The sequence below is a fragment of the Streptomyces sp. MMS24-W38 genome, from assembly GCF_059889265.1.
The window spans coordinates 2,511,887-2,533,080 of record NZ_JCBCPP010000001.1 but is presented as its reverse complement, the minus strand read 5'-3'; the positions used below and the strand labels follow the sequence as shown (position 1 = coordinate 2,533,080).

The following is a 21,194-nucleotide window of genomic DNA, read 5'->3' as shown; positions in this document are numbered from 1 at the left end:
TAGTAATCAATAACTAACAGCATCATCTCCTGGGGGAGCGATGACACAACAGACCACCGCACGCGGCGGGCCGGCCGTCTGGGCCCTCGTCATCACCAGCGTCGCCGGCTTCATGGCGGCCCTCGACAACCTCGTCGTCACCACCGCACTGCCCTCCATCCGCGAGGACCTGGGCGGCGCCCTGCACGACCTGGAATGGACCGTGAGCGCCTACACGCTCACCTTCGCCGTCCTGCTGATGTTCGGCGCGGCCCTCGGCGACCGCTTCGGCCGCCGCCGGCTCTTCATCGCCGGAATCACCGTCTTCACCGCGGCCTCCGCCGCAGCGGCCATGGCACCCGGCATCGAATCCCTGATCGCCGCCCGCGCGGTGCAGGGCGCCGGCGCCGCGGTCATGATGCCCCTCACCCTCACACTGCTCACGGCGGCCGTGCCCGAAGCCCGGCGCGGCATGGCGTACGGCATCTGGGGTGCTGTGAACGGCCTCGCCGTGGCCTCGGGGCCGCTGGTCGGCGGCAGCCTCACCGAGCACATCTCCTGGCAGTGGATCTTCTGGCTGAACGTCCCGCTCGGCCTGATCCTCATCCCGCTGGCCCGCCTGCGCCTCGCCGAGTCCCACGGCACCGGAGCCCCGCTCGACCTGCCCGGCACCCTGCTCGCCAGCGGCGGACTCTTCGGCATCGTCTACGGCCTGGTCCGCGGGCCCGTCGACGGCTGGACCGGCACCGTCGTCCTGACCGGCCTGTTCACCGGGACGGCGCTGCTCGTCGGTTTCGTCCACTACGGCATCCGGGCCGAGAACCCCATGCTGCCGATGCGGCTGTTCCGCTCCCGCGCCTTCTCCGGCATCAACGCGGCGAGCCTGTTGATGTTCCTCGGCATGTTCGGCTCGATTTTTCTACTCAGCCAGTACATGCAGGGCGTACTCGGCTACTCGCCCACCGAGGCGGGCCTGAGGATGCTGCCCTGGACCGGCATGCCGATGCTCGTCGCCCCGATCGCCGGCATCCTCTCCGACCGTGTCGGCGGCCGTCCGGTCGTCGCCACGGGACTGTTCCTGCAGGCGCTCGGTCTTGCTTACCTCGCGGTGGTGGCGACGGCCGACGCCACCTACACCGCCCAACTGCCCGCCCTGGTCATCAGCGGCATCGGCATGGCGCTGTACTTCGCCCCGGCCTCCAACCTGGTGATGTCCAGCGTCCGCCCGAAGGAGCAGGGCATCGCCTCCGGAGCCAACAACGCCCTGCGCGAGGTGGGCGGCGCACTCGGCATCGCGATCATGGCGTCGATCTTCGCGGCCCAGGGCGGCTACGAGTCCGGCCGGGCCTTCGTCGACGGCATGCGGCCGGCGCTGGTCACCGGCGCCGCGGCAGTCGCCCTCGCGGGCATCGCGACCCTGTTCATACCGGCCCACAGGCCCGCCGCTCCCCGCCCGCCCTCGGCCGCTCCGACGCCGGAGACGGCGCTGGAAACGGTCTCCTGAACGCCTCGAAGCGCCACTCACCGGCGCACACGCGCCCACTCCCACCACGGAAGGACCCGGTCATGCCCACCCTCCCCTGGACCGTCCCGAACACCCCGTCGCCCCACACCGAAGTGCACGTCTTCGCCTCCCGCTTCGAGACCCGCACCCTCTGGGGAGCCCTGCGCTTCCTCCTCAGGACGCCCGGCGTGTGGCGGCAGGTCAGCAGGGCCCCCGGCGCGTACGGAGCCTCTTTGAAGGCGGAGCCGCTGCGCCGGACCTTCTGGACCCTGTCCGCCTGGGAGTCCAAGAAGGCCCTCGGCGAGTTCGCCCGCACCGGCCCGCACGGGCCGACCGCCCGAGGGCTCGCCGTGCAGATGCGCGACGCCGAGTTCGCCGGCTGGACCGCGAAGAGCGAGGACCTCCCCGTCGACTGGCCCGAGGTGCGGCGCCGCCTCTCCTGAAGGCACGCGCGCGAAGGCACGCGCGCGTACCGCCCCCGCCGGCCCGTCCCGGCGGGGCCTTAGTCTTGAGCCCGTGCAGGAACTCCACGACGCCTCCCTCGCCCCGCTGACCACGTTCCGCCTGGGCGGACCCGCGACCAGGCTGGTCACCGCGACGACCGACGACGAGGTGATCGGCGTCGTCCGCCAGGCCGACGCCGACGGCACGCCCCTGCTGCTCATCGGCGGCGGCTCGAACCTGGTCGTCGGCGACAAGGGCTTCGACGGCACCGCGCTCGTCATCGCCACCAAGGGCGTCGCCCTCGACGGCACCCACCTGGAACTGGCGGCGGGCGAGGTGTGGACCGACGCCGTCGCCCGCACCGTGGAGGCCGGCCTGGCCGGCATCGAATGTCTGGCCGGCATCCCCGGCTCGGCGGGCGCGACCCCGATCCAGAACGTCGGCGCGTACGGCCAGGAGGTCTCCTCCACGATCACCGAGGTGGTCGCCTACGACCGCGCCACCGGTGAGACGGTCACCCTGGCCAACGAGGAGTGCGCCTTCTCCTACCGCCACAGCCGTTTCAAGGCCGACCCCGAGCGGTACGTCGTCCTGCGGGTCCGCTTCGAGCTGGAGGACGCCGGCGGCCTCTCCGGCCCCGTCAAGTACGCCGAGACGGCCCGCGCCCTCGGCGTGGAACAGGGCGACCGCGTCCCCCTGGCCGCGGCCCGCGAGACGGTGCTGGGGCTCCGCGCGGGCAAGGGCATGGTCCTGGACCCCGAGGACCACGACACCTGGTCGGCCGGCTCCTTCTTCACCAACCCCATCCTGACCACCGCGGAGTTCACGGCCTTCCGGACCCGGGCGCGGCAGCTCCTCGGCCCCGACACGGAACCCCCCGCGTACCCCGCGGGCGAGGGCCGCACCAAGACCTCCGCCGCCTGGCTGATCGACAAGGCCGGCTTCACCAAGGGCTACGGCGACGGCCCGGCCCGCATCTCCACCAAGCACACCCTCGCCCTCACCAACCGCGGCGACGCGACCACCGAGGACCTCCTGGCCCTGGCCCGCGAGGTCGTGGCCGGCGTCCACCGGACCTTCGGCATCACCCTCACCAACGAGCCGGTGACCGTGGGCGTCACCCTCTGACCGACGGCCCCTCCGCCGACGCGCCTACGACGCCCTCACGCCCCCGGCCCCACCAGCCATGCGTCGATCCCTGCCAGCAGTTCCGCCTTGACGTCCTCCGGCGCCACCGACCCCCGCACCGACTGCCGCGCCAGCTCTGCCAGCTCCGCGTCCGTGAACTCGTGGTAACGGCGTGCGATCTCGTACTGCGCCGCCAGCCGCGAGCCGAACAGCAACGGGTCGTCCGCCCCCAGCGCGAGCGGCACGCCCGCCTCGAACAGCCGACGCAACGGCACGTCCCCCGGCTTCTCGTACACCCCCAGCGCCACATTCGACGCCGGGCACACCTCGCAGGTCACCTGCCGGTCCGCGAGCCGCTGCAGCAGCCGCGGGTCCTCCGCCGCCCGCACCCCGTGCCCGATCCGGTCGGCCTCCAGATCGTCCAGGCAGTCCCGCACGGACGCGGGCCCGGTCAGCTCACCCCCGTGCGGCGCCGACAGCAGCCCGCCCTCGCGTGCGATGGCGAACGCCCGGTCGAAGTCCCGGGCCATTCCGCGCCGCTCGTCGTTGGACAGGCCGAACCCGACGACCCCCCGGTCGGCGTACCGCACCGCCAGCCGGGCCAGGGTGCGCGCGTCCAGGTGGTGCTTCATCCGGTTCGCGGCGACCAGCACCCTGATCCCGAGCCCGGTGTCCCGCCGCGCCACGTCGACCGCGTCCAGGATGGTCTCCAGCGCCGGAATCAGCCCGCCCAGCCGCGGTGCGTACGACGTGGGGTCCACCTGGATCTCCAGCCAGCCCGAGCCGTCCTTCAGGTCCTCCTCCGCCGCCTCCAGCACCAGCCGGTGGATGTCCTCCGGCTCCCTCAGACAGGAGCGGGCGGCGTCGTACAGCCGCTGGAACCGGAACCAGCCCCGCTCGTCCGTGGCCCGCAGACTCGGCGGTTCCCCGCTGGTCAGCGCGTCGGTCAGCGTCTCGGGGAGGCGCACGCCGTACTTGTCGGCCAGCTCCAGCACGGTGGCGGGCCGCATCGAACCGGTGAAGTGCAGGTGCAGGTGGGCTTTCGGCAGCAGGGAGACATCACGTACACGTTCCATTCCAGGATCGTGCCGCACGTCCCGGCAGCCCCGGTAGCGCTTTCCCTGAACGTGGTCTTGCTCGCACGTCAGCACGAGGGAACACAAGGGGATGCGAAAAACACCAGGGAACACCAGGGAAACGGAAGCGGGCCGCCTCCCGCGATGGGGAAGCGGCCCGCCGAGGCACTCACGGTGCGTGGGTTCAGTCCCGCGCCTCCGCCAGCAGCTTCTGGATCCGGCTCACGCCCTCCACCAGGTCCTCGTCGCCCAGCGCGTAGGACAGCCGCAGGTACCCCGGAGTGCCGAAGGCCTCGCCGGGTACGACCGCGACCTCGACCTCCTCCAGGATGAGCGCGGCCAGTTCGACGGAGTTCTGCGGCCGCTTGCCCCGGATCTCCTTGCCGATCAGGGCCTTCACCGACGGGTAGGCGTAGAACGCGCCCTCGGGCTCCGGGCAGACCACGCCGTCGATCTCGTTGAGCATCCGCACGATGGTCCGGCGCCGGCGGTCGAAGGCCTCACGCATCGTGGCGACCGCGTCCAGGGAGCCGGAGACCGCGGCCAGCGCCGCCACCTGGGCGACGTTCGACACGTTCGACGTGGCGTGGGACTGCAGGTTGGTCGCCGCCTTCACGACGTCCTTCGGACCGATGATCCAGCCGACCCGCCAGCCGGTCATCGCGTACGTCTTGGCGACGCCGTTGACCACGATGCACTTGTCCCGCAGCTCGGGCAGGACGGCGGGCAGCGAGGTGAAGGTGGCGTCGCCGTAGACCAGGTGCTCGTAGATCTCGTCGGTCAGCACCCACAGCCCGTGCTCGACCGCCCAGCGGCCGATCGCCTCGGCGTCCTCGGCGCTGTAGACCGCTCCGGTCGGGTTCGAGGGGGAGACGAACAGGACGACCTTGGTCTTCTCCGTCCGCGCGGCCTCCAACTGCTCCACGCTGACCCGGTAGCCGGTCGTCTCGTCGGCGACGACCTCGACCGGGACACCGCCGGCCAGCCGGATCGACTCCGGGTACGTCGTCCAGTACGGCGCCGGGACGATGACCTCGTCGCCCGGGTCGAGGATCGCGGCGAAGGCCTCGTAGATGGCCTGCTTGCCGCCGTTGGTGACGAGAACCTGGGCGGGGTCCACCTCGTAGCCGGAGTCGCGCAGCGTCTTCGCGGCGATCGCGGCCTTCAGCTCGGGCAGCCCGCCGGCCGGCGTGTACCGGTGGTACTTCGGGTTCCTGCACGCCTCGATGGCGGCGTCGACGATGTAGTCCGGGGTCGGGAAGTCGGGTTCACCGGCGCCGAAGCCGATCACCGGACGTCCGGCGGCCTTGAGGGCCTTGGCCTTGGCGTCCACGGCGAGGGTGGCGGACTCGGAGATCGCACCGATCCGGGCGGAGACCCGGCGCTCGGTGGGAGGGGTTGCAGCGCTCATGGACCCATCGTTCCAGACTGGAAACCCGTCCGGCACGGTGGTTTCACAGACTGAACAGGTACCGGCAAACCGTTGAACACCAGTCCGTATTCGCTCTTCCGAAGTCCCGCGGCCTGGACGATCTTGCATCGGAAGACCCGTCACGGGCGCTTTCTGTTCGACGCCCGGCGCCGGAACACGTACACTCACACCTCGTTGGCCTTCTCCGGCCGCGCTCGCCGGGTGCACACCAAGCATCCGTGTGAATGCGGTACGTTGGGGGACACACAAAGGGTCGTAGCTCAATTGGTAGAGCACTGGTCTCCAAAACCAGCGGTTGGGGGTTCGAGTCCCTCCGGCCCTGCTGCACACACCTCAGCCAGGATGTGTACGCATGTACGTACAGCAATGCATCGCCGTGCGGCTCATACCGGGCGCGGCACGGCCACGACCCGGAATCAGGTGAGGACGAGTGACGGACGCCGTGGGCTCCATCGACATGCCTGATGCCGAGGACGAGACGCCGGACGCCAGGAAGAAGAACCGCAAGGGCGGCAAGCGGGCCAAGAAGGGCCCACTGAAGCGTTTGGCGCTCTTCTACCGGCAGATCGTGGCGGAACTTCGTAAGGTTGTCTGGCCGACACGTAACCAGCTGTCGTCGTACACCACCGCAGTGATCATCTTCGTGATCGTCATGATCGGCCTGGTCACTTTGATCGACTACGGTTTCGGTCACGCCGCCAAGTACGTCTTCGGCTGAGTCGCCAGCGAAGAGCGCCGAGGTACCCGGCGCTCATTTTCGCGTGTTCCACCCCTATGTATCCAGGAAGAAGCAGCCACCGTGTCTGACCCGAACGTGAACGACGCCGTTGAGCCTCGCGGCGAAGGGGCCGAGTCCGTCGAGGACGAGCTCGACGCCGTCGAGGTCGAGGCTGCCGACGCCGCGGACGAGACCGAGGAACTCGGGGAGCCCGGGGAAGAGGCCGACGGGACCGCCGATGCCGGGGAAGCCGCCGAAGAGGCCGAGGAAGTCCGCGACCCGGTCGAGGAGCTCCGCGAGGAACTGCGGACGTTGCCCGGCGAGTGGTACGTCATCCACACCTACGCGGGCTACGAGAACCGGGTGAAGACCAACCTGGAGCAGCGCGCCGTCTCGCTGAACGTCGAGGAGTTCATCTTCCAGGCCGAGGTGCCGCAGGAAGAGGTCGTCCAGATCAAGAACGGCGACCGCAGGACGATCAAGCAGAACAAGCTCCCGGGCTACGTCCTGGTCCGCATGGACCTGACGAACGAGTCCTGGGGCGTCGTCCGCAACACTCCCGGCGTCACCGGCTTCGTGGGCAACGCCTACGACCCGTACCCGCTGACCCTGGACGAGATCGTCAAGATGCTCGCGCCGGAGGCCGAGGAGAAGGCCGCCCGTGAGGCCGCCGAGGCCGAGGGCAAGCCGGTCCCGCAGCGCAAGGTCGAGGTCCAGGTGCTGGACTTCGAGGTCGGCGACTCGGTCACCGTCACCGACGGCCCGTTCGCCACGCTCCAGGCGACCATCAACGAGATCAACCCGGACTCCAAGAAGGTCAAGGGCCTGGTGGAGATCTTCGGCCGCGAGACGCCGGTCGAGCTCTCCTTCGACCAGATCCAGAAGAACTGACCCACCCCGAACCGTCGGCTCTGCCGGCTCCGCTGGGCAGAGTTCAGGACAAACGCTTCCGCGCAGGTCAGGCGAACGCTCAGGCGCCCGCCTGACCTGCTCGGTTTTTGGCCGCACATCCATACCCGCTATCGTTGTGCGGTATGCCTGCGTCCGGGCTGGTCCCGTCGCGCAGGCAGGACCCGAATGGAAAGGACCCGGAGAGCCATGCCTCCCAAGAAGAAGAAGGTCACGGGGCTCATCAAGCTCCAGATCCAGGCCGGTGCCGCCAACCCGGCTCCGCCGGTCGGCCCCGCGCTGGGTCAGCACGGCGTCAACATCATGGAGTTCTGCAAGGCCTACAACGCCGCGACCGAGTCGCAGCGTGGCTGGGTCATCCCGGTGGAGATCACGGTCTACGAGGACCGTTCCTTCACCTTCATCACCAAGACCCCGCCGGCCGCGAAGATGATCCTCAAGGCCGCGGGCGTGGAGAAGGGCTCCGGCGAGCCGCACAAGACCAAGGTCGCGAAGATCACGCGTGACCAGGTCCGCGAGATCGCCACCACCAAGATGCCCGACCTCAACGCCAACGACCTGGACGCCGCCGAGAAGATCATCGCCGGCACCGCCCGTTCCATGGGCGTCACGGTCGAGGGCTGACCTCCACCTCCGTAAGCCAAGCAGAAGTGTGGAAGGGCCCGCTCGGCCCGGACCACGACTCCTAAGAACCCACAGGAGCTTTAAGTGAGCAAGCGCAGCAAGTCTCTCCGCGCTGCGGACGCCAAGATCGACCGGGAGAAGCAGTACGCCCCGCTCGAGGCCGTCCGTCTCGCCAAGGAGACCTCCACGTCCAAGTTCGACGGCACCGTCGAGGTCGCCTTCCGTCTGGGTGTCGACCCGCGCAAGGCCGACCAGATGGTCCGTGGCACCGTGAACCTCCCGCACGGCACCGGCAAGACCGCCCGGGTCCTGGTCTTCGCGACCGGCGACCGTGCCGAGGCCGCGCGTGCCGCGGGCGCCGACATCGTCGGCGCCGACGAACTGATCGACGAGGTGTCGAAGGGCCGTCTGGACTTCGACGCCGTCGTCGCCACCCCGGACCTCATGGGCAAGGTCGGCCGCCTCGGTCGCGTGCTCGGTCCCCGTGGTCTCATGCCGAACCCCAAGACCGGCACCGTGACCCCGGACGTCACCAAGGCTGTCAACGACATCAAGGGTGGCAAGATCGAGTTCCGCGTCGACAAGCACTCGAACCTGCACTTCATCATCGGCAAGACGTCCTTCGACGAGACCAAGCTGGTGGAGAACTACGGCGCCGCGCTGGACGAGATCCTCCGTCTGAAGCCGTCCGCCGCGAAGGGCCGCTACATCAAGAAGGCCTCGATGACGACCACGATGGGCCCGGGCATTCCGCTCGACCCGAACCGCACCCGCAACCTCCTCGTCGAGGAGGACCCGGCGGCGGTCTGAGCCTGACGGCTCGTCCAACCGGTCACGGGCCCCGGGCCCGCAGCATCCCTGCTGCGGGCCCGGGGCCCGTTCCGGTTCCGGCACGTGTGCCGGGTGGTCTGCGCTACGGTGCGGCCAGGGGGTTCGCACGGGAGAGGGCGGGGGCGCGTACGGGTGGGACCGGGACCGATGACGATCACGACCGTGCGCCGTACGGGCCTCACGCTCGCGGCGACGATCGCGCTCACGGCGCTGACCACGCTGACCGCGATCTCCGCCTGCACCTCCTCGGACCCCTCCGGTTCCGCCGGCCCCTCCGGCGGCCGTGGTGCCGGCGCCGGCGCCGGACAGCGGGACGAGGCGTCGCGCCTGCGGTCCGTCACGGCGCTGCGGTCCGCCGAGCGCTCCACCGCCGGCGCGGGCTCCGCCCGCGTGGAGTCCACCACGGCCATGGGCTCGCTGATGTCCATGACGGCCCACGGCACCCTCGCCTGGGGCGACGACCTCATCGGCACCCTGACCATCACGTACACGGACGGCGCGGTGGCCGACGCCATGCGCCGCCTCGGCAGCGCGTCGATGGAGGCCCGCTACCTGCCCGACGCCTACTACGCGCGCGTGGGCGACACGTTCGCCGCGCGGACGGGCGGCGGGCCCTGGCTCCGGTACGGCCACGACGACCTCGAGGACATCGCAGGCGGCGGAGCCGCCGGTCTCGGCGACCAGGTCCGCGGCTTCACGCCCCAGCGGTGCGTGAAGCTGCTGCTGGCCTCCGGCGACGTGCGGAGGGTCGGTGAGGAACAGGTGCGGGGCACGCCCGCCACGCGCTACTCCGGCACGGTGGAGCCGACCCGTCTGAAGACCCGGGACCCGGGCCCCGGAACGGGACGGTCTGCCGAACTGGCGGATCTCAAGGAGCAGTTGATCAGGGCCGGGGTCACCACCCAGACGGTGGACGTCTGGGTCGACGACCGGGACCTGCTGGTGAAGAAGGTGGAGCGGGCAGAGACGGCGACAGGCCGGCTCACCCAGACCGCGTACTACGCCGACTACGGCGTGCAGGTGACGACCGAGGCTCCCCCCGCCGCCGACACCCAGGACGCCACGAACGTGCTGGACGGCCGGCGTGCCGCCCCCTGAGCCGCCGCCCGCACCCTTTGCCAAGGCCCTCCGGCGGAACTCGAAGACCGCTGTCAGAGGTGTGGGATAGGGTCAAAATCCTTGTTGTACAAGCCATGTGTTCCCTGGGGGGAACCGAGGACCTGGGGGGGATTCGATGAGAACTTCCATACCTGCCGCCGGACTCACCGCACTCGTTCTTGCGGCCGGCGCGGTCGGCTGTTCCAGTGGCTCCGAGGAGTCGCCCGAGATGACGCCGGCGGCGGCCGTGGCCAAGGCGGCGAAGAACACCGAGGACATCACGTCCTTCCGGTACACGATGACCGGTGAGGTACCGGCGCAGGGCAAGATCGAGGCCGAGGCCTCGATGCGGCTCAAGCCCGATGTCGCCATGAGCATGCAGATGACGGCGCCCGACGCGGGTGCGCAGGACAAGGTGGAGATCCGGCTCGTCGACAAGGCCATGTACATCGGCGGCGGCGCCGAGATGGCCAAGGAGATGGACGGCAAGAGCTGGATGAAGTTCGACATGGCCGAGCTCGGCGCCGACGGGGAGCTGAACGAGCTCGGCGCCCCTGGCCAGGCCGAGCAGAACCCGGCGGCCGAGTCCACCTTCCTCACCGGCGCCAAGGACGTGAAGAAGGTCGGGACCGAGAAGATCGACGGGGTCGAGACCACCCACTACTCGGGCACCGTCACCCTCGACGCCCTGCGTGACTCGCTCAAGGACAAGGACGCCAAGGCCGCCGAGACCGGCGAGAAGAGCATCGAGCAGTACGAGAAGATGGGCATCAAGTCGCTCACGATGGACATGTGGGTCGACGGCGAGGACCACACCAAGCAGTTCCGGATGCGCAGCAAGGCCACCGAGGGCCCGCTGGACATGACCATCAAGTTCCTCGACGTCAACAAGCCGGTGACGGTCGAGGCCCCGCCGGCCGAGGAGACCGCCGACCTGGCCGAGATGATGAAGGAAGCCGAGCAGGGCTGACCGGACCGGTCCGGACTGGACCGGCGAGCTGGTCCCGGGGAGCGGATTTGCCTCGCGGCGATCCGTTCCCCTATCCTCCTGAAGAAGCCAAAGACCGCTGGTTGTTGCCGTGCGCTCGTCAGAGAGTGCGGTGGCCGAAGGATCCGCTGAACTGCGGACGACCCGCGCAGGTGACAGTGGAAGAGTTCCCGGAATTCGCTGCCGTGAGGATGCGAATCATCGGTTGAGCCTCGCCCCGTGCGCCTGCGCCCGGGGCGTTTCGTTTTTCCCAGTCCTCCTTCGGGTCCGCGCGGTCCGAATCACCCGGAAGGAGGCCGAGGCTCTATGGCGAGGCCCGACAAGGCTGCTGCGGTTGCCGAGCTGACGGACAAGTTCCGCAGCTCCAACGCCGCCGTGCTGACCGAGTACCGCGGTCTCACCGTGGCGCAGCTCAAGACGCTGCGTCGTTCGCTCGGTGAGAACGCCCAGTACGCCGTGGTGAAGAACACGCTGACCAAGATTGCGGCCAACGAGGCCGGGATCACGCTGGACGACCAGCTCTTCGCTGGTCCGACGGCGGTCGCCTTCGTCACCGGTGACCCGGTGGAGTCGGCGAAGGGTCTCCGTGACTTCGCCAAGGACAACCCGAATCTCGTCATCAAGGGCGGTGTCCTTGACGGCAAGGCGCTGTCCGCCGACGAGATCAAGAAGCTCGCGGACCTCGAGTCCCGCGAGGTTCTGCTCTCCAAGCTGGCCGGTGCCTTCAAGGGCAAGCAGTCCCAGACTGCTCAGCTCTTCCAGGCGCTGCCGTCGAAGCTCGTCCGCACCGTGGACGCGCTCCGTGCCAAGCAGGACGAGCAGGGCGGTGCCGAGTAATTCGGCTCGCTTTCCGATCCTCACCGCATGAGGTGAGGGTCGATGCGGGCCCGACGTACGCCCGCCTCACCCAGTACATCCGGCACCTGCCGATTTAGTGGAAGGACCGCCATCATGGCGAAGCTCACCCAGGACGAGCTGCTGGCCCAGTTCGAGGGCATGACCCTCATCGAGCTCTCCGAGTTCGTGAAGGCCTTCGAGGAGAAGTTCGACGTCACCGCCGCTGCCGCGACCGTGGCCGTCGCGGGCCCGGCCCAGGGTGGCCCGGCCGCCCCGGCCGAGGAGGAGAAGGACGAGTTCGACGTCATCCTCACCGGCGCCGGCGACAAGAAGATCCAGGTCATCAAGGTCGTGCGCGAGCTGACCTCCCTCGGCCTGAAGGAGGCCAAGGACCTGGTCGACGGTGCGCCGAAGCCCGTCGTCGAGAAGGTCAACAAGGAAGCCGCCGACAAGGCCAAGGAGGCCCTCGAGGGCGCCGGCGCCTCCGTCGAGGTCAAGTAAGACCTTCCGGGTCCGACAGGACTCCAGCGGCCCGGCTGAGCCGGATCCGCACCGCGTCCGGCAGGACGTGTAACGCGTAAGCGCCGAGGAGCGATCATCCATCCGGGTGGTCGCTCCTCGGTGTGTCCGGGGCCCGGCGGCGGCTGCCTTGCCCCTGGGACGGCGGGGGGTATGGTGATCTTCGATGCGGCCCTCCGCGGGCCGCGAGGAGTCGCCTGTTGAGAGGCGGTTCGGGCAAGGGGGGCCTTGACGAACCGCACGCAGCGCGCAATTCTCAGGACGCGTCGTCACAAGGATCCGAATCCGAGGCATGGATCGGCGGCGAAGAGGGCAGTATCACGGTGCGTCGAGGGCACGACTGTGCCGCAGGAGTTGAGAACAACGAGGGCCTCTGAGGGTCTCGAAAACCCGCACTGGACATCAGTGTGCCAAGTGGCTACACTGACCCTTTGCGCTGCCTGTTAGCTGTCCCCTGCCCGTCACCAGGGGTCTGCCCTCACTTGAGCACAGACGATCAGACCTCTCCGACCTGGCCTTTCCCGGTCGGACGGAGAAGCGTCCGACACCGTGTCCCGTGGGGGGCCGGCACGCGCGTAGTGAGTCCGAGCCCTCGGAAGGACCCCCTCTTGGCCGCCTCGCGCAATGCCTCGACCGCGAATACGAACAACGCTGCCAGCACCGCCCCGCTGCGCATCTCCTTTGCAAAGATCAAGGAGCCCCTCGAGGTTCCGAACCTTCTCGCGCTGCAGACCGAGAGCTTCGACTGGCTGCTCGGCAACGACGCCTGGAAGGCTCGCGTCGAGGCCGCTCTGGAGAACGGTCAGGACGTCCCCACCAAGTCCGGTCTGGAGGAGATCTTCGAGGAGATCTCCCCGATCGAGGACTTCTCCGGGTCGATGTCGCTGACCTTCCGCGATCACCGCTTCGAGCCGCCGAAGAACTCCATCGACGAGTGCAAGGACCGTGACTTCACGTACGCGGCGCCGCTCTTCGTCACCGCCGAGTTCACCAACAACGAGACCGGCGAGATCAAGTCCCAGACCGTCTTCATGGGCGACTTCCCGCTCATGACGAACAAGGGCACCTTCGTCATCAACGGCACCGAGCGTGTCGTGGTGTCGCAGCTGGTCCGTTCGCCGGGTGTCTACTTCGACTCCAGCATCGACAAGACGTCCGACAAGGACATCTTCTCCGCCAAGATCATCCCGTCCCGGGGTGCCTGGCTGGAGATGGAGATCGACAAGCGCGACATGGTCGGCGTCCGCGTCGACCGCAAACGCAAGCAGTCCGTCACCGTCCTGCTCAAGGCGCTCGGCTGGACCACCGAGCAGATCCTCGAGGAGTTCGGCGAGTACGAGTCCATGCGCGCCACCCTGGAGAAGGACCACACCCAGGGCCAGGACGACGCGCTGCTCGACATCTACCGCAAGCTGCGTCCGGGCGAGCCCCCCACCCGCGAGGCCGCGCAGACGCTGCTCGAGAACCTCTACTTCAACCCCAAGCGCTACGACCTGGCCAAGGTCGGCCGCTACAAGGTCAACAAGAAGCTGGGTGCCGACGCGCCGCTCGACGCGGGTGTGCTGACCGTCGAGGACGTCATCTCGACGATCAAGTACCTGGTGAAGCTGCACGCCGGTGAGATCGAGACCGTCGGCGACAGCGGCCAGACCATCGTCGTCGAGACGGACGACATCGACCACTTCGGCAACCGGCGCCTGCGCAGCGTCGGCGAGCTCATCCAGAACCAGGTCCGTACGGGTCTGGCCCGGATGGAGCGCGTCGTGCGTGAGCGCATGACCACGCAGGACGTCGAGGCGATCACGCCGCAGACCCTGATCAACATCCGGCCGGTCGTCGCCTCCATCAAGGAGTTCTTCGGCACCAGCCAGCTGTCCCAGTTCATGGACCAGAACAACCCGCTGTCCGGGCTGACGCACAAGCGTCGTCTGTCCGCGCTCGGCCCGGGTGGTCTCTCCCGTGAGCGGGCCGGCTTCGAGGTCCGTGACGTGCACCCCTCGCACTACGGCCGCATGTGCCCGATCGAGACGCCCGAAGGCCCGAACATCGGTCTGATCGGCTCGCTCGCATCCTACGGCCGGGTCAACGCGTTCGGTTTCGTCGAGACCCCCTACCGCAATGTGAGCGACGGCCAGGTCACCGACGACGTCGACTACCTGACCGCAGACGAGGAGGACCGCTTCGTCATCGCGCAGGCCAACTCGCCGCTCACCGACGACCTGCGGTTCGCCGAGCCCCGCGTGCTGGTCCGCCGCAAGGGCGGCGAGGTCGACTACGTCAGCCCCGACGAGGTCGACTACATGGACGTCTCGCCGCGCCAGATGGTGTCGGTCGCGACCGCCATGATCCCCTTCCTCGAGCACGACGACGCCAACCGTGCCCTCATGGGCGCGAACATGATGCGTCAGGCCGTGCCGCTGATCAGGTCCGAGGCCCCGCTCGTCGGCACCGGCATGGAGTACCGCTCCGCCGCCGACGCCGGTGACGTGGTCAAGGCCGAGAAGTCGGGTGTGGTCCAGGAGGTCTCCGCGGACTACATCACCACCACCAACGACGACGGCACGTACATCACGTACCGCCTGGCCAAGTTCGCCCGCTCCAACCAGGGCACCTCGGTCAACCAGAAGGTCATCGTCAACGAGGGCGACCGCGTCGTCGAGGGCCAGGTCCTCGCCGACGGTCCGGCCACCGAGAACGGCGAGATGGCGCTCGGCAAGAACCTGCTGGTCGCGTTCATGCCGTGGGAGGGTCACAACTACGAGGACGCGATCATCCTGTCGCAGCGCCTCGTGCAGGACGACGTCCTCTCCTCGATCCACATCGAGGAGCACGAGGTCGACGCCCGTGACACCAAGCTCGGCCCCGAGGAGATCACCCGGGACATCCCGAACGTCTCCGAGGAGGTCCTCGCCGACCTCGACGAGCGCGGCATCATCCGCATCGGTGCCGAGGTCGTCGCCGGCGACATCCTCGTCGGCAAGGTCACGCCCAAGGGCGAGACCGAGCTGACCCCCGAGGAGCGCCTGCTGCGCGCGATCTTCGGTGAGAAGGCCCGTGAGGTCCGTGACACCTCGCTGAAGGTGCCGCACGGCGAGATCGGCAAGATCATCGGCGTGCGCGTCTTCGACCGCGAGGAGGGCGACGAGCTTCCCCCCGGTGTGAACCAGCTGGTGCGCGTCTACGTCGCGCAGAAGCGCAAGATCACCGACGGTGACAAGCTCGCCGGCCGCCACGGCAACAAGGGCGTCATCTCGAAGATCCTGCCGATCGAGGACATGCCGTTCCTGGAGGATGGCACCCCGGTCGACATCATCCTCAACCCGCTGGGTGTGCCGTCCCGAATGAACCCGGGGCAGGTACTGGAGATCCACCTCGGCTGGCTCGCCAGCCGCGGCTGGGACGTCTCCGGCCTCGCCGAGGAATGGGCCGAGCGTCTGCGGGCCATCGGCGCCGACCGCGTCGAGCCCGGCACCAACGTCGCCACCCCGGTCTTCGACGGTGCGCGCGAGGACGAGCTGGCCGGTCTGCTGCAGCACACCATCCCGAACCGCGACGGCGAGCGCATGGTGCTCCCGAGCGGTAAGGCGCGGCTGTTCGACGGCCGCTCCGGTGAGCCGTTCCCGGAGCCGATCTCGGTCGGCTACATGTACATCCTCAAGCTGCACCACCTGGTCGACGACAAGCTGCACGCCCGCTCGACCGGTCCGTACTCGATGATCACCCAGCAGCCGCTGGGCGGTAAGGCCCAGTTCGGTGGCCAGCGCTTCGGCGAGATGGAGGTGTGGGCGCTGGAGGCGTACGGCGCCGCGTACGCCCTCCAGGAGCTGCTGACCATCAAGTCCGACGACGTCACCGGCCGTGTGAAGGTCTACGAGGCCATCGTCAAGGGCGAGAACATCCCCGAGCCGGGCATCCCCGAGTCCTTCAAGGTCCTCATCAAGGAGATGCAGTCCCTGTGCCTGAACGTGGAGGTGCTGTCCAGCGACGGCATGTCCATCGAGATGCGTGACACCGACGAGGACGTCTTCCGCGCTGCGGAGGAGCTCGGCATCGACCTGTCCCGGCGTGAGCCGAGCAGCGTCGAAGAGGTCTGACGGGAGTTTCGGTCCGGAGGTTCAGCGATGAAGATCCCTGAACCTCCGGCCGACCCCAGGACCCCCGTTTCAGACCCCACGACTTACGACCCTGAGAGGGATTGACGCATAGTGCTCGACGTCAACTTCTTCGACGAGCTCCGGATCGGCCTGGCCACCGCGGACGACATCCGTCAGTGGAGCCACGGCGAGGTCAAGAAGCCCGAGACCATCAACTACCGCACCCTCAAGCCCGAGAAGGACGGACTCTTCTGCGAGAAGATCTTCGGTCCGACCCGGGACTGGGAGTGCTACTGCGGCAAGTACAAGCGCGTCCGTTTCAAGGGCATCATCTGCGAGCGCTGTGGCGTCGAGGTCACGCGCGCCAAGGTGCGCCGTGAGCGGATGGGCCACATCGAGCTGGCCGCGCCCGTCACGCACATCTGGTACTTCAAGGGCGTTCCGTCGCGCCTCGGCTACCTGCTCGACCTCGCCCCGAAGGACCTGGAGAAGGTCATCTACTTCGCGGCGTACATGATCACGTACGTCGACGAGGAGCGCCGCACCCGCGACCTGCCCTCGCTGGAGGCGCACGTCTCCGTCGAGCGCCAGCAGGTGGAGAACCGTCGCGACGCCGACCTCGAGGCCCGCGCCAAGAAGCTCGAGATGGACCTCGCCGAGCTCGAGGCCGAGGGCGCCAAGGCCGACGTGCGCCGCAAGGTGCGCGAGGGCGCCGAGCGCGAGATGAAGCAGCTGCGCGACCGCGCGCAGCGCGAGATCGACCGTCTCGACGAGGTGTGGAACCGGTTCAAGAACCTCAAGGTCCAGGACCTCGAGGGCGACGAGCTGCTCTACCGCGAGCTGCGTGACCGCTTCGGCACGTACTTCGACGGCTCGATGGGTGCCGCGGCGCTGCAGAAGCGCCTGGAGTCCTTCGACCTCGAGGAGGAGGCCGAGCGTCTCCGCGAGATCATCCGCACCGGCAAGGGCCAGAAGAAGACCCGTGCGCTCAAGCGCCTCAAGGTCGTCTCCGCGTTCCTGCAGACCAGCAACAGCCCCAAGGGCATGGTGCTGGACTGCGTGCCGGTCATCCCGCCGGACCTGCGTCCGATGGTGCAGCTGGACGGTGGCCGCTTCGCGACCTCCGACCTGAACGACCTGTACCGCCGCGTGATCAACCGCAACAACCGCCTGAAGCGGCTTCTCGACCTCGGCGCGCCCGAGATCATCGTGAACAACGAGAAGCGCATGCTCCAGGAAGCCGTCGACGCGCTCTTCGACAACGGCCGTCGTGGCCGCCCGGTGACGGGCCCCGGCAACCGTCCGCTGAAGTCGCTGTCCGACATGCTCAAGGGCAAGCAGGGCCGCTTCCGTCAGAACCTGCTCGGCAAGCGCGTGGACTACTCCGCGCGTTCCGTGATCGTCGTCGGTCCGCAGCTGAAGCTGCACCAGTGCGGTCTGCCGAAGGCGATGGCGCTGGAGCTGTTCAAGCCGTTCGTGATGAAGCGCCTGGTCGACCTGAACCACGCGCAGAACATCAAGTCGGCCAAGCGCATGGTCGAGCGCGGCCGCACCGTGGTGTACGACGTCCTCGAAGAGGTCATCGCCGAGCACCCGGTGCTGCTGAACCGTGCGCCCACGCTGCACCGCCTCGGCATCCAGGCCTTCGAGCCGCAGCTGGTTGAGGGCAAGGCCATTCAGATCCACCCGCTCGTGTGCACCGCGTTCAACGCGGACTTCGACGGTGACCAGATGGCCGTGCACCTGCCGCTGTCCGCGGAGGCGCAGGCCGAGGCCCGCATCCTGATGCTGTCCTCGAACAACATCCTCAAGCCGGCCGACGGCCGTCCGGTGACGATGCCGACCCAGGACATGGTCCTCGGTCTGTTCTTCCTCACCACCGACGGCGAGATGCGAGACCTCAAGGGCGAGGAGCGTTCCTTCTCCTCGGTCGCCGAGGCGATCATGGCCTTCGACGCGGGCGAGCTGTCGCTCCAGTCGAAGATCGACGTCCGCTTCCCGGTCGGCACCATCCCGCCGCGCAGCTGGACGCCGCCGGCGCGTGAAGCGGATGAGCCGGAGTGGCAGCAGGGTGACAGCTTCCGGCTGAGCACCACCCTGGGCCGTGCGCTCTTCAACGAACTGCTGCCCGAGGACTACCCGTTCGTCGACGACGAGGTCGGCAAGAAGCAGCTCTCCGAGATCGTCAACGACCTCGCCGAGCGCTACCCGAAGGTCATCGTGGCGGCGACGCTCGACAACCTGAAGGCGGCCGGCTTCCACTGGGCGACCCGTTCCGGCGTCACCGTCGCCATCTCCGACGTCGTCGTTCCCGAGGCGAAGAAGGCGATCGTCCACGGCTACGAGGCGCAGGACGAGAAGGTCCAGAAGCAGTACGAGCGCGGTCTGATCACCAAGGACGAGCGCACGCAGGAGCTCATCGCGATCTGGACCAAGGCGACCAACGAGGTCGCCGAGGCGATGAACGACAACTTCCCGAAGACCAACCCGATCTTCATGATGGTGAACTCGGGCGCACGAGGCAACATGATGCAGATGCGTCAGATCGCCGGTATGCGTGGTCTGGTGTCGAACGCGAAGAACGAGACGATCCCGCGGCCCATCAAGGCCTCGTTCCGTGAGGGTCTGTCCGTGCTGGAGTACTTCATCTCCACGCACGGTGCCCGTAAGGGTCTGGCGGACACCGCCCTGCGTACCGCCGACTCGGGTTACCTCACCCGTCGTCTGGTCGACGTCTCCCAGGACGTCATCATCCGCGAGGAGGACTGCGGCACCGACCGCGGTCTGAAGCTGCGGATCGCCACGCGGGAGGCCGACGGCACCCTGCGCAAGGCGGACGACGTCGAGACCAGCGTCTACGCCCGCATGCTCGCCGAGGACGTCGTCATCGACGGCAAGGTGATCGCGCCGGCCAACGTCGACCTCGGTGACGTGCTCATCGAGCAGCTGGTGCACCACGGCGTCGAGCAGGTCAAGACCCGTTCGATCCTGACCTGCGAGTCCGCCGTCGGCACCTGCGCCATGTGCTACGGCCGTTCGCTGGCCACCGGCAAGCTGGTCGACATCGGTGAGGCGGTCGGCATCATCGCCGCCCAGTCCATCGGTGAGCCCGGTACCCAGCTGACGATGCGTACCTTCCACACCGGTGGTGTGGCCGGTGACGACATCACCCAGGGTCTGCCGCGTGTCGTCGAGCTCTTCGAGGCCCGGACCCCGAAGGGTGTCGCCCCGATCTCCGAGGCCGCCGGCCGCGTCCGGATCGAGGAGACCGAGAAGACGAAGAAGATCGTCGTCACCCCGGACGACGGCAGCGACGAGACGGCGTTCCCGATCTCGAAGCGCGCCCGTCTGCTGGTCGGCGAGGGCGATCACGTCGAGGTGGGCCAGAAGCTCACCGTGGGTGCCACCAACCCGCACGACGTGCTGCGCATCCTGGGTCAGCGGGCCGTCCAGGTCCACCTGGTCGGCGAGGTCCAGAAGGTCTACAACTCGCAGGGTGTGTCGATCCACGACAAGCACATCGAGATCATCATCCGGCAGATGCTCCGCCGCGTGACGATCATCGAGTCCGGCGACGCCGAGCTGCTGCCCGGCGAGCTGGTCGAGCGCTCGAAGTTCGAGACCGAGAACCGTCGTGTGGTCCAGGAGGGCGGTCACCCGGCCTCCGGTCGTCCGCAGCTGATGGGTATCACCAAGGCCTCGCTGGCGACCGAGTCGTGGCTGTCGGCGGCGTCCTTCCAGGAGACGACCAGGGTCCTCACGGACGCGGCGATCAACGCCAAGTCCGACTCCCTGATCGGCCTCAAGGAGAACGTCATCATCGGTAAGCTCATCCCGGCCGGTACGGGCCTGTCCCGTTACCGCAACATCCGGGTCGAGCCGACCGAGGAGGCCAAGGCCGCGATGTACTCGGCCGTCGGCTACGACGACATCGACTACTCGCCGTTCGGCACGGGCTCCGGCCAGGCCGTTCCGCTGGAGGACTACGACTACGGTCCGTACAACCAGTAGGCGAGTCGGCTGAAGTACCGCAGGGCGGTCACCCCGTACACCATGGGGTGGCCGCCCTGCGGCGTTCCGCGATCCGTATCCGCGATCCGTATCCGCGATCCGTATCCGTGAGCTGTACGAGTGACCTGTACCGGTGACCTGTACCGGTTTCGTGACGTGTAGCCCATGCCGTAAGGCTTTGCGTGGGCGCATGATGGAATGACGTGTGCAGTCGGGGGAGGTACCTGGTGTCGCAGTCGCCGTATCCGTCGTGGCAGCCCTGGCAGGGGCGAGGCGCTCCACAGCCGTGGGGTGGACCGGGCGGGCCGCAGCAGGGCGGGCCCCCGATGCTGGCCTCGCACGCGGACCGGGAGCGCACCGTGGACGTGCTCCGGGCCGGGTACGCGGAAGGCCGTCTGGACCAGCAGGAGCTCGAGCGGCGGGTGGCGCGGGCCTACCAGGCCCGTACGGTGGCGGATCTCTCGCTGCTGGTGGCCGATCTGCCGCAGGGCCCCGTGCCGCAGACCGCGGTGGTGCAGCAGCACGCCGTCCCCATGGCGCCGGCGACGTTCCTGCCCCGGCAGAAGACCAACGAGAAGGCGATCGGGTCCATGGTGTGCGGGGTGCTGTGCCTGGCGACGGGCGGGGTGACCGGCATCCCGGCCGTGGTGCTGGGGCACATGGCCCGTGCGGAGATCCGGCGCTCGGGGGATCAGGGGGACGGGCTCGCGGTGGCCGGGCTGGTGCTCGGCTGGCTGTCCGTGGCCGGCTGGGCCGCTTTCCTGTTCCTGTTGGTCATGTTCGGTATCGCGGCGGTGTGACGCGTGGGGGAACGGAAAGGGGCCCGAGCCACCCTTTCGAAGATCATTCCCTTTCACGGGCTTCACTCGCTCCGCGCGGAGGCGGGGTGACGGCCCATTTGTTTTGACCGCAGCCAATGCTATAGGTACGCTCAGACCTTGTGCCTGGGGTGTGCCCTGGCCTCCGCGTGTGCCGTCAGACCGCGCCGGGGGCTGTGAACGG

16 protein-coding genes and 1 tRNA gene are annotated in these 21,194 nt (G+C 68.4%); 15 read left to right on the top strand and 2 right to left on the bottom strand.

The genetic code is table 11. The annotated features are described in order from the left end of the window. The first annotated feature begins 40 nt into the window (after nt 1–40). The 3 genes from AC6F7H_RS10220 (at nt 41) to AC6F7H_RS10210 (ending at nt 3,055) form a co-directional block, all read left to right on the top strand. Complete coding sequence (locus AC6F7H_RS10220) at nt 41–1,483, top strand: MFS transporter (protein ID WP_500756663.1); 1,443 nt, start codon at nt 41–43, stop codon at nt 1,481–1,483. A 62-nt stretch (nt 1,484–1,545) separates the two neighbouring features. After that, nucleotides 1,546–1,926 (top strand): DUF3291 domain-containing protein, encoded by a 381-nt coding sequence (locus AC6F7H_RS10215; protein ID WP_500756661.1) that lies wholly within the window; start codon nt 1,546–1,548, stop codon nt 1,924–1,926. A 73-nt stretch (nt 1,927–1,999) separates the two neighbouring features. Further along, complete coding sequence (locus AC6F7H_RS10210) at nt 2,000–3,055, top strand: UDP-N-acetylmuramate dehydrogenase (protein WP_500756660.1); 1,056 nt, start codon at nt 2,000–2,002, stop codon at nt 3,053–3,055. 35 nt (nt 3,056–3,090) lie between these two features. On the opposite strand, the gene AC6F7H_RS10205 is transcribed toward AC6F7H_RS10210, so the two are convergent. Beyond that, nucleotides 3,091–4,131, bottom strand: coding sequence for an adenosine deaminase (locus tag AC6F7H_RS10205; protein ID WP_500756659.1), 1,041 nt, complete (start codon nt 4,129–4,131; stop codon nt 3,091–3,093). Nucleotides 4,132–4,315: 184 nt separating this feature from the next. Beyond that, a complete protein-coding gene (locus tag AC6F7H_RS10200) occupies nt 4,316–5,542 on the bottom strand; it encodes a pyridoxal phosphate-dependent aminotransferase (RefSeq protein ID WP_363041013.1) in 1,227 nt (408 codons plus the stop codon). Between the two features lie 270 nt (nt 5,543–5,812). Between AC6F7H_RS10200 and AC6F7H_RS10195 the strand changes: the two genes are divergently transcribed. The 12 genes from AC6F7H_RS10195 (at nt 5,813) to AC6F7H_RS10140 (ending at nt 20,992) form a co-directional block, all read left to right on the top strand. Continuing rightward, a tRNA-Trp gene (locus AC6F7H_RS10195) sits at nt 5,813–5,885 on the top strand. Nucleotides 5,886–5,993: 108 nt separating this feature from the next. Then, nucleotides 5,994–6,281: a preprotein translocase subunit SecE gene (gene secE / locus AC6F7H_RS10190; RefSeq protein ID WP_500756657.1), complete on the top strand. Its 288-nt coding sequence runs from the start codon at nt 5,994–5,996 to the stop codon at nt 6,279–6,281. An 81-nt stretch (nt 6,282–6,362) separates the two neighbouring features. Next, entirely contained in the window at nt 6,363–7,172 is an 810-nt protein-coding gene (gene nusG / locus AC6F7H_RS10185) for a transcription termination/antitermination protein NusG (RefSeq protein WP_500756655.1), read from the top strand. A 207-nt stretch (nt 7,173–7,379) separates the two neighbouring features. Beyond that, the gene (gene rplK / locus AC6F7H_RS10180) at nt 7,380–7,814 is read left to right on the top strand and encodes a 50S ribosomal protein L11 (RefSeq protein WP_006130605.1); all 435 of its coding nucleotides are present in this window, start codon (nt 7,380–7,382) and stop codon (nt 7,812–7,814) included. Nucleotides 7,815–7,898: 84 nt separating this feature from the next. Further along, entirely contained in the window at nt 7,899–8,624 is a 726-nt protein-coding gene (rplA, locus tag AC6F7H_RS10175) for a 50S ribosomal protein L1 (RefSeq protein ID WP_109381538.1), read from the top strand. A gap of 168 nt (nt 8,625–8,792) precedes the next feature. Beyond that, on the top strand, nt 8,793–9,743 hold the full coding sequence (locus tag AC6F7H_RS10170) for an SCO4651 family lipoprotein (RefSeq protein WP_500756654.1): 951 nt from the start codon (nt 8,793–8,795) through the stop codon (nt 9,741–9,743). Nucleotides 9,744–9,879: 136 nt separating this feature from the next. Further along, a complete protein-coding gene (locus AC6F7H_RS10165) occupies nt 9,880–10,713 on the top strand; it encodes an SCO4651 family lipoprotein (protein WP_500756652.1) in 834 nt (277 codons plus the stop codon). 324 nt (nt 10,714–11,037) lie between these two features. Further along, nucleotides 11,038–11,568 carry a 50S ribosomal protein L10 gene (rplJ, locus tag AC6F7H_RS10160; RefSeq protein ID WP_457460707.1) on the top strand — a complete coding sequence of 177 codons (531 nt, stop codon included), beginning with the start codon at nt 11,038–11,040 and terminating at the stop codon, nt 11,566–11,568. A 114-nt stretch (nt 11,569–11,682) separates the two neighbouring features. After that, nucleotides 11,683–12,069, top strand: coding sequence for a 50S ribosomal protein L7/L12 (gene rplL / locus AC6F7H_RS10155; protein WP_363041002.1), 387 nt, complete (start codon nt 11,683–11,685; stop codon nt 12,067–12,069). Nucleotides 12,070–12,695: 626 nt separating this feature from the next. Beyond that, entirely contained in the window at nt 12,696–16,181 is a 3,486-nt protein-coding gene (gene rpoB / locus AC6F7H_RS10150) for a DNA-directed RNA polymerase subunit beta (protein WP_109381535.1), read from the top strand. Between the two features lie 111 nt (nt 16,182–16,292). Continuing rightward, on the top strand, nt 16,293–20,192 hold the full coding sequence (locus AC6F7H_RS10145; RefSeq protein WP_500756649.1) for a DNA-directed RNA polymerase subunit beta': 3,900 nt from the start codon (nt 16,293–16,295) through the stop codon (nt 20,190–20,192). A 227-nt stretch (nt 20,193–20,419) separates the two neighbouring features. Beyond that, nucleotides 20,420–20,992: a DUF1707 and DUF4190 domain-containing protein gene (locus AC6F7H_RS10140; protein ID WP_109381566.1), complete on the top strand. Its 573-nt coding sequence runs from the start codon at nt 20,420–20,422 to the stop codon at nt 20,990–20,992. Nucleotides 20,993–21,194: the final 202 nt, after the last annotated feature.

What these genes read in the sequence shown, in the direction of transcription:
- AC6F7H_RS10220 (WP_500756663.1), top strand. Translation starts at nt 41, where the DNA reads ATGACACAACAGACCACCGCACGCGGCGGGCCGGCCGTCTGGGCCCTC.
- AC6F7H_RS10215 (WP_500756661.1), top strand. Translation starts at nt 1,546, where the DNA reads ATGCCCACCCTCCCCTGGACCGTCCCGAACACCCCGTCGCCCCACACC.
- AC6F7H_RS10205 (WP_500756659.1), bottom strand. Translation starts at nt 4,131, where the DNA reads ATGGAACGTGTACGTGATGTCTCCCTGCTGCCGAAAGCCCACCTGCAC.
- AC6F7H_RS10200 (WP_363041013.1), bottom strand. Translation starts at nt 5,542, where the DNA reads ATGAGCGCTGCAACCCCTCCCACCGAGCGCCGGGTCTCCGCCCGGATC.
- rplK (WP_006130605.1), top strand. Translation starts at nt 7,380, where the DNA reads ATGCCTCCCAAGAAGAAGAAGGTCACGGGGCTCATCAAGCTCCAGATC.
- AC6F7H_RS10170 (WP_500756654.1), top strand. Translation starts at nt 8,793, where the DNA reads ATGACGATCACGACCGTGCGCCGTACGGGCCTCACGCTCGCGGCGACG.
- AC6F7H_RS10165 (WP_500756652.1), top strand. Translation starts at nt 9,880, where the DNA reads ATGAGAACTTCCATACCTGCCGCCGGACTCACCGCACTCGTTCTTGCG.
- rplJ (WP_457460707.1), top strand. Translation starts at nt 11,038, where the DNA reads ATGGCGAGGCCCGACAAGGCTGCTGCGGTTGCCGAGCTGACGGACAAG.
- rplL (WP_363041002.1), top strand. Translation starts at nt 11,683, where the DNA reads ATGGCGAAGCTCACCCAGGACGAGCTGCTGGCCCAGTTCGAGGGCATG.